At 58.1% G+C, this 16,050-nt stretch carries 16 protein-coding genes; 4 read left to right on the top strand and 12 right to left on the bottom strand.

From position 1 onward, the window contains the following. Window positions 1–51 precede the first annotated feature (51 nt). From AC0B60_RS14105 to AC0B60_RS14050, 12 genes are all read right to left on the bottom strand, one after another. Window positions 52–1,410 (bottom strand): phosphohexomutase domain-containing protein, encoded by a 1,359-nt coding sequence (locus tag AC0B60_RS14105; RefSeq protein ID WP_465086602.1) that lies wholly within the window; start codon window positions 1,408–1,410, stop codon window positions 52–54. A gap of 12 nt (window positions 1,411–1,422) precedes the next feature. After that, window positions 1,423–1,899 carry a bacterioferritin gene (gene bfr / locus AC0B60_RS14100; RefSeq protein ID WP_465086468.1) on the bottom strand — a complete coding sequence of 159 codons (477 nt, stop codon included), beginning with the start codon at window positions 1,897–1,899 and terminating at the stop codon, window positions 1,423–1,425. Between the two features lie 123 nt (window positions 1,900–2,022). Next, on the bottom strand, window positions 2,023–2,229 hold the full coding sequence (locus AC0B60_RS14095) for a bacterioferritin-associated ferredoxin (protein WP_007153573.1): 207 nt from the start codon (window positions 2,227–2,229) through the stop codon (window positions 2,023–2,025). A 98-nt stretch (window positions 2,230–2,327) separates the two neighbouring features. Beyond that, window positions 2,328–3,620 carry a Xaa-Pro dipeptidase gene (pepQ, locus tag AC0B60_RS14090; RefSeq protein ID WP_465086467.1) on the bottom strand — a complete coding sequence of 431 codons (1,293 nt, stop codon included), beginning with the start codon at window positions 3,618–3,620 and terminating at the stop codon, window positions 2,328–2,330. Beyond that, the gene (locus AC0B60_RS14085) at window positions 3,613–4,527 is read right to left on the bottom strand and encodes a LysR family transcriptional regulator (protein WP_465086466.1); all 915 of its coding nucleotides are present in this window, start codon (window positions 4,525–4,527) and stop codon (window positions 3,613–3,615) included. Before AC0B60_RS14085 ends, pepQ begins: the two co-directional genes overlap by 8 nt. A gap of 57 nt (window positions 4,528–4,584) precedes the next feature. Next, complete coding sequence (locus AC0B60_RS14080; RefSeq protein WP_465086465.1) at window positions 4,585–5,604, bottom strand: ABC transporter ATP-binding protein; 1,020 nt, start codon at window positions 5,602–5,604, stop codon at window positions 4,585–4,587. After that, window positions 5,601–6,599 carry an ABC transporter ATP-binding protein gene (locus tag AC0B60_RS14075; RefSeq protein WP_465086464.1) on the bottom strand — a complete coding sequence of 333 codons (999 nt, stop codon included), beginning with the start codon at window positions 6,597–6,599 and terminating at the stop codon, window positions 5,601–5,603. The genes AC0B60_RS14080 and AC0B60_RS14075 overlap by 4 nt, the downstream gene beginning before the upstream one ends. Window positions 6,600–6,603: 4 nt before the next feature. Next, window positions 6,604–7,536, bottom strand: coding sequence for an ABC transporter permease (locus AC0B60_RS14070; protein WP_465086463.1), 933 nt, complete (start codon window positions 7,534–7,536; stop codon window positions 6,604–6,606). Next, the gene (locus tag AC0B60_RS14065; protein ID WP_465086462.1) at window positions 7,533–8,582 is read right to left on the bottom strand and encodes an ABC transporter permease; all 1,050 of its coding nucleotides are present in this window, start codon (window positions 8,580–8,582) and stop codon (window positions 7,533–7,535) included. Before AC0B60_RS14065 ends, AC0B60_RS14070 begins: the two co-directional genes overlap by 4 nt. A 75-nt stretch (window positions 8,583–8,657) precedes the next feature. Further along, window positions 8,658–10,220: an ABC transporter substrate-binding protein gene (locus AC0B60_RS14060; protein WP_465086461.1), complete on the bottom strand. Its 1,563-nt coding sequence runs from the start codon at window positions 10,218–10,220 to the stop codon at window positions 8,658–8,660. A gap of 154 nt (window positions 10,221–10,374) precedes the next feature. Then, window positions 10,375–11,100, bottom strand: coding sequence for an LrgB family protein (locus AC0B60_RS14055; RefSeq protein WP_465086459.1), 726 nt, complete (start codon window positions 11,098–11,100; stop codon window positions 10,375–10,377). After that, window positions 11,093–11,458, bottom strand: a complete 366-nt coding sequence (locus AC0B60_RS14050; RefSeq protein WP_465086458.1) for a CidA/LrgA family protein — start codon at window positions 11,456–11,458, stop codon at window positions 11,093–11,095. Before AC0B60_RS14050 ends, AC0B60_RS14055 begins: the two co-directional genes overlap by 8 nt. Window positions 11,459–11,533: 75 nt before the next feature. On the opposite strand from AC0B60_RS14050, the gene AC0B60_RS14045 reads away from it, so the two are divergent. From AC0B60_RS14045 to AC0B60_RS14030, 4 genes are all read left to right on the top strand, one after another. Next, window positions 11,534–12,076, top strand: a complete 543-nt coding sequence (locus AC0B60_RS14045; protein ID WP_465086457.1) for a YaeQ family protein — start codon at window positions 11,534–11,536, stop codon at window positions 12,074–12,076. A 172-nt stretch (window positions 12,077–12,248) separates the two neighbouring features. After that, window positions 12,249–13,433, top strand: a complete 1,185-nt coding sequence (locus AC0B60_RS14040; protein WP_465086455.1) for a thiamine pyrophosphate-dependent dehydrogenase E1 component subunit alpha — start codon at window positions 12,249–12,251, stop codon at window positions 13,431–13,433. Between the two features lies 1 nt (window position 13,434). After that, window positions 13,435–14,412: an alpha-ketoacid dehydrogenase subunit beta gene (locus tag AC0B60_RS14035; RefSeq protein ID WP_465086454.1), complete on the top strand. Its 978-nt coding sequence runs from the start codon at window positions 13,435–13,437 to the stop codon at window positions 14,410–14,412. A gap of 26 nt (window positions 14,413–14,438) precedes the next feature. After that, window positions 14,439–16,049 (top strand): dihydrolipoyllysine-residue acetyltransferase, encoded by a 1,611-nt coding sequence (locus tag AC0B60_RS14030; RefSeq protein WP_465086452.1) that lies wholly within the window; start codon window positions 14,439–14,441, stop codon window positions 16,047–16,049. The last annotated feature ends 1 nt before the right edge of the window (window position 16,050 follow it).

Here is a 16,050-nt window from a genome sequence, read left to right as displayed (position 1 = left end):
CCGCACAGTTTCGGGAGAGGGAACCATGCCGGCCTACCCCAGGATTCGGAGTTAGCCTTCCTCATTTAGCCTTTGCATTTCTGCCAGCAGCTCTGCCGTTTTCTCCTTCATCAACGCAATATCACCGCGGGATTCCACATTCAGGCGAACCACCGGCTCGGTGTTGGACATTCGCAGGTTGAACCGCCAGTCGTCGAATTCGATGCTGGCGCCATCGACATGGCTGACACTTTTGGCGCCCGGGCTGTATTTTGCCTCGATGGAGGCAATGACCTTGGGGGGATCATCGATCGTGCGGTTGATTTCGCCGCTGGCCGGGTATGCCTCGATGCGGGCGTCTATCAGGGAGGATAACGTCTGGCCGGACTGGCACAGGCGTTCGGCGACGAGTAACCAGGGAATCATGCCGCTGTCGCAATAGGCGAAGTCGCGGAAGTAGTGGTGAGCACTCATTTCGCCGCCGTACACGGCGTCTTCGTCGCGCATGCGTTGCTTGATGAAGGCGTGGCCGGTTTTGCTTTCGATGGCTTCGCCGCCAACCGCGTTGACGAGGTCGATGGTGTTCCAGGTCAGCCTTGGGTCGTGGATGACTTTGCCGCCGCCGGTTTTGCGGAGGAACTGGTCCGCCAGCAGGCCGACAATGTAGTAGCCCTCGATAAAGCGACCGTTTTCGTCGAAGAAGAAGCAGCGATCGTAGTCGCCGTCCCAGGCGATGCCCATAGCAGCGCCGTGCGCGATAACAGCATCAGCGGTGGCGGAGCGGTTTTCTTCCAGAATGGGGTTGGGAACGCCATTTGGGAAATTGCCATCCGCTTCGTGATGGACTTTGACGAAGTCGAACGGCAGATGCTGTTCCAGTTCGTCAATCACCAGCCCCGCCCCACCGTTTCCGGCGTTGACGACGATGGTCATCGGTTTTAACGACGTGGAGTCAATGTAACCGAGCAAATGATCTATGTAGGCGGTGGAAACCTCCAGCGACTCATACCGCCCTTGCGCGGGCGCATTGCCGAAGGGCTCTGGCACCCTGTCTCGTATGTCGTTCAGGCCGTTGTCTGAGCTTATGGGGCGGGAGTCCGGCCCCACCATCTTCATGCCGTTGTGATCCCGCGGGTTGTGGCTGGCGGTAACCATGATGCCACCGTCCATTTTGTAATGGCTGGTGGCGAAATAGACCAGTTCAGTACCACACAGGCCGATATCGAAGACGTCGGCACCGGCGGCCATAAGGCCGGAGCAGAGGGCATCGGCGATTTCACGACTGGACAGGCGGATGTCGTAACCGACGATGACTCTTTTCGCCCCCGTCACTTCCACATAAGCGCGACCGATGCGTTCAGCCAGCTCCGGGTTGAGCTGGTCCGGCACACGGCCTCGAAGGTCATAGGCTTTGAAGCAAGACAGGTCCATTGTCACTGATGTTTACTCCGCGGCGGACGACTGAAGCTGGATGTAATTCTGGATACCCATCTTGCCAATCATGTCGAGCTGGGTTTCGAGCCAATCGATGTGCTCTTCTTCGCTATCGAGAATGCCGCGGAACAGCTCACGGCTGGTGTAGTCCCCGATTTCTTCACAATAAAGCACGGCTTCCTTCAGATCCTTGTGGGCAATCATTTCCAGCTTGAGGTCGCAGGACAGCATTTCTTCGACGTTTTCGCCGATCAGCAGCTTGTTGAGATCCTGGAGATTAGGCAGCCCTTCCAGAAACAGAATGCGCTCGATCAGCAGATCCGCATGCTTCATTTCGTCGATGGACTCTTCGTATTCCTTGCCCGCCAGTTTGGTGATGCCCCAATCCTTGTACATGCGGGAATGAAGGAAATACTGGTTGATGGCAGTCAGCTCGTTGGCGAGCACTTTATTCAGGAACTGGATGACTTTCTTGTCGCCTTTCATGACGGATCTCCTTTCGTGAGTGTGCGATCCTTACAAGGATAGTCTTTCACACGGGGAGAAAAAATCACATTTAGGAATCAGATGCAGGCAAGAACGGATTCCGCTCTCCACCCATCCTATCCGTCAGGCGGGCTGGGCTAACATATCAGCCATGGCCAGGTAGTCTGGGGTACGGCTTTCACGGAGAATTTCCCGAGCGGTACAGGCACAGCGACCGCATTGCGTGCCAACACCGAGTTCCTTGCCAAGCTGACGCATGGAACTGACGCCGTTGTCGGCAGCTTCACGAATTTCTCGGTCTGTTACACCATGGCAGAGGCATACATACATAGGAGCATCTCACTAACGATAACAAAGCTAGTGATAATTATTGTCATTTGCATGCAGCTTTGCAAGCCCAAAGAGCGATTTTTGTGCAAAATCTTTTTTTAACCACCCATCTCACGGGTCAGGTTTCGGGCGCCATCGGGCGTAACCACCACGTTGTCTTCAATGCGAATACCACCGCAGCCTCTCAACTCATCAATGACGGAGCGATTCAAATAGCCGCCGAGAGGACCATTCAATACCGGCTCCAGTAATGAAGGAATGATATAGAGGCCTGGCTCGATGGTAACGACCATGCCCGCCTCCAGGGTCCGGGTCAGGCGCAGGAATGGGGCATCTGACGGCGACGGTTCTCTCTTGCCGGCGACATCATGCACCTGAATTCCCAGGAAATGACCAATACCGTGAGGAAAGAACGCACGGGTAACGCCCTGCGCCACCAGGGTTTCATCATCCACCCCCTGCACCACGCCGGCGGCATTCAACAGTGCAGCAATGCCTTGGTGGGTCTTGCGGTGAATCGCCACATAGTCCACGCCGGGTGCCACCATCCCGCATAACCGCTGCTGCAATTGCTCCAGCCCCTGAATCAACGCTGCAAAACGTCTTTCCCCTGCCCCGGGCGTGGTGCGGGTAATGTCGGAACAGTAACCGCGGAAACGGACACCGGCATCGATCAGAAGGCTGCGGGCGCTCGCAGGCGCTTCGGTATCATAATATTGGTAATGCAGGGTGCCGGCGTGTTCATTCACGCCGATGATGCTGTGGTAAGGCGCCTGCGCTTCACGCTGCCCTGTCGCTTTCTGATAGGCCAGGTTTATTTCAAACTCGCTACCTCCGCCCAGAAACGTCTTTTGGGCGGCCTGGTGGCCCTGAACGGCAATATGGTTGGCGCGTGCCAGGCAGGCTATTTCATAGGGGGTCTTATGCACCCGGGTTTCATCCATAGCGGACAACAGGCTCTCCGGGTTGTGCTCACCCCCTACCCCGGACAATTGCGATGGGTCGCCCACAACGGCAAGCCTGCCGTTGATGTCCATAACCGGCGCTTCCCGACGATCGCTGGAACGCACATCCATAGAATGTAGCCAGGGCTCGTCTGGCAACTCCGGGGTGGCGTGCCAAAAGTCTACTGGATGATAAAGGCTCAGTAACGGCTTCTGCCCAGGCCTGACAAGTAACCAGCTGTGCTCCTGCCCTGTCAGCCCGGTCCAGTGCAGGAACGGACCATAACCCTGAAAGTGCCACGCCTGATCGTCGCCATAACGCAAGGGTGCAGCGCCAGAGCTAATCAGCAGCGCATCAAAGCCCTGCTCCCTGATGACTTGCTCATAACGCTGCTGAAGCGTCTGGATGTGGTCCGTCTGCAGTGACAGTAACTCGGCGTCAGACATGCTTGCTTTCCAGTGTTTTCCAGAGTGTTAACAGATTGTCGGAGCGGGGCTCACGCAGTCGGATCAAGCGAATTTCCAGCGGCACGTCGCAACGTTTATCCCCGGCCCGGGTGAGACTGCCAAAACGCTCGCTCTTTTCCGTCATTCGTTGTGGCAGCCAGCCCATGCCAAAGCCCTGTTTCACCAGTGCCTTGATACTGGCCGATTGGGTGTTCTCATTCAGCGGCAACAGGTTGGCTGATAGCTTGCGCCTGTTCAGATGGCCCTCAATGGCAGACTGCAGGAATCCCCGGGAGTGATAGGCAATCAGCGGGACAGGCTGTTCGGGTGATCCCGGCAGCGCAAATCGTGGTTGTCCATTTTCATCGGCCACACTCACTGGCACCAGAAACTCCCTGGCCAGCGTGACCCATTCGTATCGATCCTCGCTCAGGTGTTCCTTCCAGGGCAGATCTTCGTGCCAATAGCACAGCACCAGGTCACACTCACCGTTGTCCAGGGCATCCAGAAACTGCTCCCCGACCCAGTTGGTGGCTTTCAGATTCAGTTGCAGCCGCTCAGCCAACCCCTCTTGCCGGGCCCATCCCTGATAGAAATGGGAAAACAACCCCTGAGTCGACCCCACACTGATCCGGGCCGAAGCCTCGGACTCCATGTCATTTATCCGGTCTTTGGTCTCACGAACGTCCCGTGTTACCCGCGCGCACAACTCAACGAACGCCTCCCCCGCCGGTGTCAGGGACAATGGCAGGGTCTGACGGTTGACCAGGGTTGCCCCCATGGCCTCCTCGAGAAGTTTGATGCGTCGGCTGAACGTCGGCTGGCTCACGTGCTGCAGTTCAGCTGCACGTGAGAAATGACGCGTACGGGCCAGCGCCATGAAGTCTTCAAGCCAGCGTATTTCCATGGTGTTACCAGCGTCGGAAGTAGTTATCAGGCATCATAGCCTATCGTAGGGAACCGGCTATAACCGTCCTTCCTCCACCGCGTGACACGCCACCTGGGCGCCGCCATCAGTCACGATCAACTGCGGTATTTCCTGGCGGCATCGATCGTTGGCATAAGGGCAACGACCGTGAAAGACACAGCCTGACGGCAACTGCACCGGTGTCGGCACCTCACCCTGAAGGCGAATGTGGTTGGGCCGGTCGTCTTCGAGCTTCGGAATGGCCGACAGCAATGCCTGGGTGTAAGGGTGTCTCGGCGTACTGAACAGCGTTCTGGTATCTGCCAGCTCGCACACCCGGCCAAGGTACATGACCGCAACCCGGGTACCAAAATGCTCTACCACGGCCAGATCATGGGTAATGAAGAGATAGGTCAGGTTGCGACTCTCCTGCGCTTCCATTAGCAGGTTGAGCACCTGTGCCTGAATGGAGACGTCCAGCGCCGAAATGGGCTCATCCGCGACGATGAACTCGGGATCTACCGCCAGCGCCCGGGCAATGGCAATGCGCTGGCGCTGACCGCCCGAAAATTCATGGCCAAAACGGCTGCCCCAATCCGGGTCGATACCGACCGACTCCATAACCTCCTGCACTTTGTCCCGGATCTGGGGTTCCGAAGCATCCGGCTGATGAAAGCGGATGGGCTCTTCCAGGGTTTGCTGGATGGTCATTCTCGGGTTCAGAGAGGCGTAGGGATTCTGGAAAATCATCTGCATCTTGCGGCGGTACGGCAGCACCTCTTTACCATCAAGATGGTCGATACGCTGGCCATCGTAGTGGATCTCGCCGGCGCTGGGTGACAACAACCCCATGACGGTGCGGGCCACGGTCGATTTGCCACACCCGGACTCACCCACAACGCACAGTGCCTCGCCTTTCTGAACCTGCAGATCAACCCCATTGATCGCATGTACGGCTTCCTGTTTGCGGTGAAACCGGCCGCCTTTGAATGAGATCTGTTCCAGCAGGCCGCCGGAAAGATCAAACTTCTTCTCCAGGCCGCGAATATCGACCAGCGTGGATGACGGGGAGGTCACGATTCCACCTCCTGCATGCGTTTCTCCTGCTCAATAAGGTTGCTGACTTCGTAACAGGCCACATCCACATTGCCAGAGCGGACATACTCCGGCATCCGGAGCTTGCACTGATCGGTGGCGAAGGCACAGCGTGGGTGGAAGGGGCAACCTGTGGGTACATTCTTCAGGGACGGCATGGAACCAGGGATCTGGAACAGCCGCTCGCCAGGCTCGCCCATCTGGGGCAGCGCGTTGATCAGCCCCTGGGTATAGGGATGCTGGGCATCGTTGATGATTTCGCGGGTGGGCCCCTGCTCAATGATCCGCCCCGAATACATCACCAGCATGCGCTGAGTGACCTGAGACACCACGCCCAGATCGTGGGTGATCAGCATCAGCGCCACATTGTCCTGTTCGCACAACTCCAACAGCAAAGCCATGATTTCCGCCTGAATGGTCACATCCAGGGCGGTCGTCGGCTCATCCGCGATGATGATTTCCGGGTCCAGCAGCAGTGCGATGGCGATGATCACCCGCTGGCGCATACCACCGGACAGCTCGTGGGGATACTGATCCAGGCGTTTATCCGGCGACGGAATCTGCACCTTGCGCAGCTTGTTCAACGCGATATCCCGGGCCGCCCTGGTGCTGATCCGGCGGTGCGCCTTGAGCGCTTCCACCATCTGGGTACCAATGGTCAGCACCGGATTCAGGGTCATCATCGGGTCCTGGAAAATCATGGCGATGCGGTTACCGCGAATCTTGCGCAGTTCCCGCTCGCTCATGGCCGCCAGGTCCTTACCCTCGAACAGGATCTGGCCAGCGGCGATGTAGCCGGGCCGGGCGATCAGATTGAGAATGGAGAACGCCGCTACGGATTTACCCGCGCCAGATTCCCCCACCAGCCCCAGACGCTCGCCCTTGTCGAGAGTGAAACTGATACCACGCAGCGCGGTAAGGTCACCGCCACGGACAGCGAAGCGGGCATCAAGATCTTTTACTTCCAGCAATGGCATGGCGTTACCCCTTATACAGCCGTGGGTTCATGACATCCCGCAACCAGTCACCCAGCAGGTTGATAACCAGTACGAGCACCACCAGCACCAGACCAGGGAGCAGGGTGATCCACCACGAGCCACTCTGGATGTAGTCAAAACCGGATTTTATCAGCGAGCCCAGCGACGGCTGGGTTTCCGGCATGCCGAGCCCCAGGAACGACAACGCTGCCTCGGAAATGATTGCGTTGGCGATCTGTACGGTGGCAATGACGAAAATTGGTGACAGGGTATTGGGCAGGATGTGACGGAACATGATCCGGCGGGTGCGAAATCCCATCACCTTGGCCGCATCCACGTATTCCTTTTTCTTCTCTGCCAGTACCGAGGCCCTCACCGTGCGGGCAATCTGAGGCCACTCCGCCACACCGATGATGAAGATCAGCATGTAGATAGCAACTTCACCGAACATCAGGTTGCCAAAGCTGGCCTTGAACACCGCACCAACAATGATTGCAACCATCAGGGTGGAGAACGACAGCTGAACATCGGCAATCCGCATCAGGATGGAGTCGACCCGACCGCCCATATAGCCCGCCAGCAGGCCAAACAGGATGCCCAACGCCGCTTGCAGGACAACCGCGCCAAACCCGATCAGCAACGACACCCGGGTGCCGTACAGAATGGTTGAAAGCAGATCCCTGCCCTGGGCGTCGGTGCCCAGCGGGAAGGCTGGATCGGAGCCATCCAGGCCAACCGGTGGCAGCTCCGAGTTCATGATGTTGATCTGGGCCAGATCGTAGGGGTCGGCCGGCGCCAGCAGCGGAGCAAAGATGGCCGCCAGCACCATGGACAACAGCACGATAAAGCTGGCAATGGCCACCTTGTCGCGCTTGAAGCTGTACCAGAGGAAGGACTCGCGAAAGCGATCCCAGCGTGAAAAAGTCGCCGTCGTCATGCTTTCTTACCTGTCAGTTTTACGGTGGGGTTGACCAGACCGTAGATCAGGTCCACCACGGTGTTGGTAATCACGAAGATCAGGCCTACCACCATCAGGTACGCCACGATCAGGGGAATATCGCTGCGGGTGATGGCCTCCAGGAACATCAGCCCGACACCGGGCCACTGAAACACGGTTTCCGTAAGAATGGTGTAGGCCACCATGATGCCGATCTGTACACCGCCCACGGTAATCACCGGCAGCATGGTGTTCTTGAGCGCGTGCAGGAAATAGACCCGGGAGGAGCTCAGCCCCTTGGCTCGGGCGTAGCGAATGTAGTCGCTTTGTAGCACTTCCATCATTTCCGCACGGATCAAGCGAATGAACAGCGGTAGCATGATGGACGCCAGCGACACCGACGGCAGAATCAGGTGCAGGATACCGCCTTGCGAGAAAAAGCCAGACTCCCAGGTGCCGAACAGAGGCGTAAGGTCATCACCCCGACCGTAGGACGGCAAACCACCTTCGGTTGATAGTGCGGCGTTCAGCCACTGGCCCCAGCCGGCATCCTGCGGGAACCAGTCGACGGTGACACCGATAGAGAAAATCTGGATCAGTACGATGGCGGTCAGGAACACCGGAATGGAAATCCCGACGGTACTGACCCCCATGAAGAATTTGGACAGCCAGGCTTGAGGCCGAATCGCGGCGAACACCCCGATGGGCACCGAAAACACGATGATAATCAGGCTGGCGCCGATCACCAACTCGAGGGTGGCAGGCAGGTGTTCGAGGATGACGTCCATGGTGGGCTTCCCGTAAAAATAGGAAATACCCAGGTCACCCTGCAGGGCGTTACCGGCAAACCGGACGTATTGCACAACCAATGGGTCATTCAGTCCCATGTCCTCGCGGATCGCTTCCCGCTCGTCCTGCGAGACGGACATGCCCACCATCTGTTGAAGCGGGTCACCCAGTCCATCCTGAATGGCGAAAGCAATCACACTGATCACGAACATGACCAGTACGGCCTGGGAAATCCGCTGAACCAAAAACGCTAACATGAAAAATTCCGGGTCAAGCTGCAAACAAAAGGCCGGCTCCAGGCTGATCCGAAGCCGGCCCGCCCATAAAGGCTGTTACTCCACGACCAGGTCGCCCAGGTACGGGAAGTTCATCACGTTGAGGATCGGCTCGATCTTCACGCTCTTCTTGCTGGCCCAGGCCAGATCCTGCCAGTGCAGGGGAACGAACGCAGCGTCGTCGTACAGACGCTGTTCCACCTCTTTCAGCATGGCAGTGCGCTTGTCCAGATCCGTCTCTACGTTGGCCTTGTTGACCAGCTCGTCGATCTCCGGGTTGCAGTAGTTACCGGCGTTGTATTGGCCGGAACCGCTGTCCGCATCCGGGCAGAAGGTAAGGAACTCGTAGAAGTTGGCGGAGTCCTCGGTGTCTGCGTGCCAGCCGATCATCATCATGTCAGCGGCGCGAGCGTCGTACTCTGGCCAGTACTGGGCTTTCGGCAGCGTCTTCAGATCCACCTTGATGTTGATACGCGCCAGCATGGCGGCAACCGCCTGGGCGATCTTGTCGTCATTCACGTAACGGTTGTTGGGCGCCATCATGGAGATGGTAAAACCGTCTTCGTAACCGGCTTCTTTCATCAACTGCTGGGCTTTTTCGACGTCAAACCGTGTTGCCAGAGATTCATTGTGGCCCTGGTAACCTTCCGGAGACATCTGAGCGGCCGGGGTGGCAAAGCCCTTCATGATCTTGGCGGCAATGCCTTCCTGGTTGATCGCATAGGCAATGGCCTCGCGCACTTTCGGGTTCTTGAACGCTTCCACCCGGTCCTGGTTCATGTGGAACAGGATGATGCGGGTACCGCTCATGGTCACCAGATCGGCGTTCTTGTCACGGCGGATGCGCTCCAGATCGGTCGGCGGCACCGGCGCAATGAAATCCACACCGCCAGACAGCAGTGCGGAGACACGGGTGTTGTTTTCCTTGATGGGCGTCAGTACAACCTTGCCGATATTACCCGGGGATTCAGTATCCCAGTAATCGTCGAAGCGCTCGAACTGCACGCGCACGCCCTGTTGGCGACCAGTGATGACATAAGGGCCGGTGCCGGACAGGTTTTCTGAGGCAAACGAATTACCATGCTTTGTAATAGCACTCTTGTCCCTGCCATCCTCGGTCTCACCGGTATAGAACTCGCTGTCCATCGGGAAAATGTAGGTCGCGGTGTTCAGCAGCAGTGGGTAAGGCTCTTTGGTAACCAGCTCAAAGGTGTAATCGTCGATCACCTTGATCTCACTGAACGGCTTGAAAATCGCCTTGAAATCCTGGCTCTGCTTCAGCCGGTCAAAGGTGAACTCAACGTCTTCAGTGGTCAGCTCGTTACCAGAATGGAAGGTCACACCTTCGCGCAGTTTGAAGCGCATGGTTTTCTCGTCCACACGCTCCCAGCTTTCTGCCAGGCGCGGCTCGAAGCCGAGGTCCTTGGTCCACCGGATCAGGGGGTCAAAGGTCATGTGGCTCAACTGCAACATGCCGCCAGAGAGCTGTTCGTGAATATCGAGAGTTACGGGGTCGGCGTCGTACGCCATTTTCAGTTCCTTGTTCGCCTCAGCAGACATCGCCATCGGGGCGGTCGCCAGGGCCAGGGAACCAACAAAAGCAGTCAGTAGTGTTTTCATCGCGTTTTCCGTCGCTGTTTTAAGAATTTTTGCGGCACATCGGCGCAACTTCACACCAGATGTCTGCGCTAAAAACTAGTCGTGGAAAACCCGAACAGCAATCGAAATTGCGACTTGTCGTTATTCGCGAAGTGAATGACCCGGTTTTGGGCACCTACCAAAGACGGAACGCCAGCGGCAGAATCAGGGCGGTACACACCCCCGTCAGCCCCATTCCCAAGGAAGCAAAGGCACCGGCTGTGCGACTGATTTCAAACGCTCTCGCCGTTCCCACCGCATGGCCGTTCAGCCCGAGCGCAAAACCCAGAATGCGGTCATCGGTGATCGACAACACCCTTGAAAGCAGGTCTACAAAGAGCGTTGCGACGACACCGGTCACCAGAAGCCCGCCCATCATCAGGGGCACCGACCCACCCAGTTGTTCGGTAATACCAATGGCAATGGGCGCGGTTACCGACTTGGGCGCCAGGGACGCCAGCACCAGAGGTGTCGCCCCGAGAGCCCAGGCGATCACGACCGCATACACCGCCGCCAGAGTGGCCGCGACTGGCAGGGTGCACAAAATCGGACGCCACAACGCCCGCACATGGTGCATCTGCTGGTACAGGGGTATACCCAGCGCAACAGTGGCCGGCCCGAGTAACAACATCAGCCACTGAGCACCCTGCTGGTACCGGGTGTAATCCAGCGACAATAGCGCGATGGTGGCCGACAGCAGGAAGGCCGACAGCACCACCGGTGGTAACCAGAGTGGGCGCCCGATACGCCGGAAAAGCCAATTGCCCGCAAAGAACGCGCCCAGGGTTAACCCAATTGCCAGTATCGGGCTCGCAGACAGGGAGCTGGGAAGTGCGAGAAAACGATCCAGGAGTTCAGTCATTAGACGCTCTCCGCTCACCCGCCCTGACCAGCGACGCCATCAGCAGCAGTGTGGTCAGTACACTCAAAAAGGTGCCAACCAACAACGCCCCCGCCACCGCCAGCCACTGACCGCTGAACTGATCAGCAGAGAAGAACACACCCACCACGCCCGGCATGATCAACAGCACCAGCACCGAAATCAGCCCCTGGCTCGCCGTGGCCAGGTCATCACTGACACTGCCCTTCAACATCAGCGTAATCGTCATCAGAATCATGCCCAACACACCGCCACTGACCGGAATCAGGAGCACCAGCCGCAAGGCTTCGCCAAGCATGAAAAACAAAACCAGAGTCAGAAAACCTCGCAACATCGACATATTGTCATGCTCATCAAGTAACGAATTGCTCTACACTAGCCCATACCCAAAGTTTGATACCAGTTCGGATATCCCATGGCGCTCAAGGCAACCATCTTTAAAGCAACACTGAACATCGCGGATATGGACCGGCACTATTACGGTGACCACCAACTCACCATCGCCCGCCACCCGTCGGAAACCGACGAGCGCATGATGATACGCCTGCTGGCCTTCATACTGAACGCCAGCGAGAACCTGGAATTCACCAAGGGGATCAGCACGGACGACGAGCCGGACCTGTGGCAAAAAAGCCTGAGCGACGAGATCGAACTGTGGATCGAGCTCGGCCTGCCCGACGAGAGCCGCCTGCGCAAGGCCTGCAACCGGTCCGACAAAGTGATTCTCTACACCTACGGTGGCCGCGCCGTGCCGCTGTGGTGGGAGAAACACCAGGGCAAGCTGACCCGCTTCGACAACCTCACCATCATCGACCTGCCGACAGACGACACCGAGTCTCTGGCTGCCCTGGCTGAGCGCGGCATGAACCTGCAATGCACCGTCCAGGACGGCACCGTCAATATTGGCAATGACGAAACGCTCGTCAGCGTGACACCCGATCCGCTTCACCCTGGGTAAAAAATCCCCTGCCCGGGTCTACCAGAACGATCCAGTTTACGTTAAGGTAAACTTTAGCCAAATCTGATACGGGCCACACTAGGTTCCGCCAGTTTGGCTATACTCAAAGCAAGCACCGACACCCTCACAAGGGGTGTTTTGTTCCTCAGGCCACTACCCCAGGAAGAGGATTATGACAACAACAAAATCCAAAGTTGTTTATAACCCGGTTTTTACCGACGGTGCGGAGTTCCGAATTCCGACCTTCAAATTACTCAAGCAGGACGGCTCGCTCTACAAAGGCGCCAAGGCTCCTGAGCTCAGCAAAGACAAAGCCCTGCGCATTTACCGGGCGATGGTCACCACCCGGATTCTCGACGAACGTATGCTCGCGGCCCAGCGACAGGGGCGCTTGAGCTTCTACATGCAGTGCACCGGCGAGGAAGCCGCCGTTATCGGCAGTACCGCCGCACTGGATGATGCCGACATGATCATGGCTCAGTACCGTGAACAGGGTTGCCTGACCTATCGCGGTTTCTCTATTGATGAGTTCATGAACCAGTTGTTCGGCAATGAGCTGGACTACGGCAAGGGCCGCCAGATGCCGGTTCATTACGGTTCCCGCAAGCTGAACTACATGACCATCTCCTCGCCACTGGCCACGCAAATCCCCCAGGCCACGGGCTACGCCTACGGACAGAAACTGGCGGGCGAAGGCCACTGCACCATCACCTACTTCGGTGAAGGTGCCGCCTCGGAAGGGGATTTCCACGCCGCCCTGAACATGGCCGCCGTTCACCGCGTTCCGGTTATTTTCCTGTGCCGGAACAACGGCTACGCCATTTCCACCCCCGCCGCCGAGCAATTCGCCGCCGACGGTGTGGCACCCAGGGCCTACGGCTACAAGATGGACGTGATCCGTGTCGACGGCAACGACATCCTGGCCGTGCATGAGGCCACAAAGGCCGCTCGCAAGCTGGCGGTGGAACACAACCGCCCGGTGTTGATTGAAACCATGACCTACCGCCTGGCGGCACACTCTTCCTCTGACGATCCCTCCGGCTATCGCAGCAAAGACGAGGAAGCGGTATGGCGCGAGAAAGATCCGATCCTGCGCATGCGCCTTTGGCTCGAACGCAAGAAATGGTGGGGCGAGGACGATGAAAAACAGCTGCAGGAAAACATGCGCCGGGAAGTGCTCGAAACCATGAAACGGGCACAGAAGCGGCCACCACCCGCACTCGATACGTTAGTGAGCGACGTCTACGACGAAGTACCACCGGCCCTGGCCGAACAGTTCGACAGACTCAAGGCACACATCCGACGTCACCCGGACGAGTACCCGAAGACGGCCGAACAAGCAAAGGGAGGTGCTTAAGATGACCCAGATGAATATGCTCCAGGCCATCAACAACGCCCTCGATACTGCCATGGCCGCCAACGAGCGGGTACTGTGTTTCGGTGAAGATGTGGGCATTTTTGGTGGTGTGTTCCGCGCCACCAGCAACCTGCAACAGAAATACGGCAAGGCCCGCTGCTTCAACACGCCTCTGGTCGAGCAGGGTATCGTCGGCTTCGCCAATGGCCTGGCGGCACAGGGTTCTGTGCCCGTAGCCGAGATTCAGTTTGCCGATTACATTTTCCCGGCCTTCGATCAGATCGTGAACGAGTCGGCCAAGTTCCGTTACCGCTCGGGCAGCCTGTTCGATGTAGGCGGGCTGACCATTCGCGCGCCCTACGGCGGCGGCATCGCCGGTGGCCTTTATCACTCGCAGTCGCCGGAAGCTTACTTTGCCCACACACCGGGCCTGAAGATCGTGGTGCCTCGCAACCCGCACCAGGCCAAAGGCCTGCTATTGGGTGCCATCCACGACCCCAACCCGACTCTGTTCTTCGAACCCAAGCGTCTCTACCGCGCCTCGGTCGGGGAAGTCCCAGACGAAGATTACCGACTGCCCCTGGGCGAAGCCGAAGTGATCAAGGAAGGCACGGATATCACCATACTGGGCTGGGGCGCTCAGATGGAGGTCATTGAACACGCCGTCGAACGGGCGGAGAAAGAAGGTATTTCCTGTGAAGTCATCGACCTGAGAACCATTCTGCCCTGGGATGTGGAAACCGTGGCCAACTCAGTGCTCAAGACCGGGCGCCTGGTCGTCACCCACGAAGCGCCGCTGACCGGTGGTTTTGCCGGTGAAATCGCGGCGACTATACAGGAGCGCTGCTTCCTGTACCTGGAATCCCCGATCGCTCGCGTGACCGGGATGGACACACCCTTCCCGCTGGTGCTGGAAAAGGAGCACCTGCCTAATCACCTGAAGGTCTACGAGGCCATCAGGTCGAGCGTGGATTTCTAGGTTGATATCAGGACAGGAGAGCAATCATGAGTGATTTTATACTGCCCGATATCGGCGAAGGTATCGTGGAGTGCGAACTGGTCAAGTGGCTGGTCGCCGAAGGTGACATCATCGAAGAAGACCAGCCGGTGGCGGAAGTAATGACCGACAAGGCGCTGGTGGAAATCCCGGCGCCCTATAAAGGCAAGGTGACACGCCTCTATCACAAGGAAGGGGACATCGCGAAAGTGCACGCCCCGCTGTTTGAACTGGTGGAGGAAGGCGGCAACAGCCAGGAAGATTCAACGCCTGAGTCCAAAGCCCCGGAAACGGCCAGCGAAACGCCGGCACCCCAGGCACAAGCCAATTCCAGTGACGCTAATGGCGATGACGCCACGGAGGACTTCATCCTTCCAGACATCGGCGAGGGTATCGTCGAATGCGAGGTGGTGGAATGGCGCGTGGCCGAGGGCGACGAAATTGAAGAAGACCAGCCGGTGGTGGACGTCATGACCGACAAGGCCATGGTGGAGATTACCGCACCAAAGGCCGGCCGCGTCACCAAGCTTTACCATAAGCAGCAGGAAATGGCCCGGGTGCATTCACCGCTGTTTGCCTTCGTTCCCCGTGAGCGTGACGAGCCGGCTCAGGCAAAGAAAACGTCACAAGCAGCCCCGGAAGCAGAATCGAAACCAACGCCGACCACCGCGCAACCCGCCTCGCCCCGTAACCAATCGCGGACACCGGCCAGCCCGGCTGTACGCCGGATTGTTCGCGAGCACGACCTTGATTTGGCGGACATCACAGGTTCCGGCAAGGATGGCCGGGTGCTGAAGGCCGATGTGCTGGCCCATCTCGACAAACCCGCCACAACCTCACCGGCACAGGACAGCACCGGCGAATCGCAACCGGCAAGCTCGGGCGGCGAGCGCCGTCGGCCATCCCGGGAACAGGAAGTGCGTGTTGAGCCCATCAGGGGCATGAAGGCTGCCATGGCTCGCAGCATGGTCACTTCGGCGACCACCATTCCCCACTTCATCTACAGTGAAGACATTGATGTCACCGACCTGCTTCGCCTGAGGGAGCAGCTAAAACCCGAGGCCGAAGCCAGCGGATCAAGGCTGACTCTGATGCCCTTCTTCATGAAGGCCATGGCCCTAGCGGTGCAGGAGTACCCGGTACTCAACAGCCGCCTCAACGACGACGTCACCGAGATCCACTACCAGCCGCAGTGCAATATCGGCATGGCCGTGGACGGCAAGGCCGGGCTGATGGTTCCCAACATCAAGGGTGTGGAAGACCTGACCCTGCTGGGCATCGCCGACGAAGTAGCGCGCCTCACCGAGGCCGCCCGCTCGGGCCGTGTCAGCCAGGAGGATCTAAAGGGTGGCACCATCACCATTTCCAACATTGGCGCTTTGGGTGGCACCTACGCCGCACCCATCATCAATCCACCGGAAGTGGCAATTGTGGCTCTTGGCCGCACCCAGAAATTGCCGCGCTTTGACAGCAATGGCCAGGTGGTGGAAAGGGCCATCATGACCGTGAGCTGGGCAGGCGACCATCGCATCATCGATGGCGGCACCATTGCGCGCTTCTGCAATCGCTGGAAAGGCTACCTGGAAGCGCCGCAGTCGATGCTGCTGCATCTGGGCTGAC

This window comes from Marinobacter sp. V34 (assembly GCF_055524115.1).
The sequence above is the reverse complement of the archived record's forward strand: the minus strand, read 5'-3'. Positions and strand labels throughout refer to the sequence as shown.

Bases quoted from the DNA above. Each gene is read 5' to 3' on its own strand.
- AC0B60_RS14105 (WP_465086602.1), bottom strand. From the start codon at position 1,410: ATGGACCTGTCTTGCTTCAAAGCCTATGACCTTCGAGGCCGTGTGCCG.
- bfr (WP_465086468.1), bottom strand. From the start codon at position 1,899: ATGAAAGGCGACAAGAAAGTCATCCAGTTCCTGAATAAAGTGCTCGCC.
- AC0B60_RS14095 (WP_007153573.1), bottom strand. From the start codon at position 2,229: ATGTATGTATGCCTCTGCCATGGTGTAACAGACCGAGAAATTCGTGAA.
- pepQ (WP_465086467.1), bottom strand. From the start codon at position 3,620: ATGTCTGACGCCGAGTTACTGTCACTGCAGACGGACCACATCCAGACG.
- AC0B60_RS14085 (WP_465086466.1), bottom strand. From the start codon at position 4,527: ATGGAAATACGCTGGCTTGAAGACTTCATGGCGCTGGCCCGTACGCGT.
- AC0B60_RS14075 (WP_465086464.1), bottom strand. From the start codon at position 6,599: ATGCCATTGCTGGAAGTAAAAGATCTTGATGCCCGCTTCGCTGTCCGT.
- AC0B60_RS14070 (WP_465086463.1), bottom strand. From the start codon at position 7,536: ATGACGACGGCGACTTTTTCACGCTGGGATCGCTTTCGCGAGTCCTTC.
- AC0B60_RS14065 (WP_465086462.1), bottom strand. From the start codon at position 8,582: ATGTTAGCGTTTTTGGTTCAGCGGATTTCCCAGGCCGTACTGGTCATG.
- AC0B60_RS14060 (WP_465086461.1), bottom strand. From the start codon at position 10,220: ATGAAAACACTACTGACTGCTTTTGTTGGTTCCCTGGCCCTGGCGACC.
- AC0B60_RS14055 (WP_465086459.1), bottom strand. From the start codon at position 11,100: ATGACTGAACTCCTGGATCGTTTTCTCGCACTTCCCAGCTCCCTGTCT.
- AC0B60_RS14050 (WP_465086458.1), bottom strand. From the start codon at position 11,458: ATGTCGATGTTGCGAGGTTTTCTGACTCTGGTTTTGTTTTTCATGCTT.
- AC0B60_RS14045 (WP_465086457.1), top strand. From the start codon at position 11,534: ATGGCGCTCAAGGCAACCATCTTTAAAGCAACACTGAACATCGCGGAT.
- AC0B60_RS14040 (WP_465086455.1), top strand. From the start codon at position 12,249: ATGACAACAACAAAATCCAAAGTTGTTTATAACCCGGTTTTTACCGAC.
- AC0B60_RS14035 (WP_465086454.1), top strand. From the start codon at position 13,435: ATGACCCAGATGAATATGCTCCAGGCCATCAACAACGCCCTCGATACT.
- AC0B60_RS14030 (WP_465086452.1), top strand. From the start codon at position 14,439: ATGAGTGATTTTATACTGCCCGATATCGGCGAAGGTATCGTGGAGTGC.